Raw genomic sequence first — 395 nt, forward strand, 5'->3', positions numbered from 1 at the left:
TCGGCGCTGCTGATCGGGGCCAGTGCGTACGACGATGCGCCGCTGCGCTTTGTCCCGCGTGATGTCGAGCAGTTGGGTGAGGCGCTGCGGGGGCGTGGGGTGCGGGTCGAGGTGCCGCGGCCTCGGGCGGGCCGGCCGGTCACGGCGAACTTCGTCAATGGTGAGGTGGTCGGGTTCCTGGCGCGTGCCGAGCCGGGGGAGCGGCTGCTGATCGGCCTGAGTGGGCACGGCACGCACGTCGACGGGCAGGACTACCTGGTTCCGGAGGACATTCACCCCGAGTTGCGGCCGTACCGGTCGGGGTGCATCGCGATCGACTGGAAGCAGGAGCTTCAGGAGACGGCCGCTGCGCAGGTGTTGTTCCTGGTGGATGCGTGTCGGCAGGGGATCCGGGA

Annotated in this window: 1 protein-coding gene; it reads left to right on the forward strand. The window is 70.1% G+C overall.

The window, feature by feature from the left end; all coding sequences use genetic code 11:
• Window positions 1–395 (forward strand): caspase family protein (locus VM95_RS38115; RefSeq protein ID WP_045706277.1); only part of this gene is annotated, 395 nt, incomplete at both ends.

Source organism: Streptomyces rubellomurinus, assembly GCF_000961885.1.
GTDB lineage: Bacteria > Actinomycetota > Actinomycetes > Streptomycetales > Streptomycetaceae > Kitasatospora > Kitasatospora rubellomurina.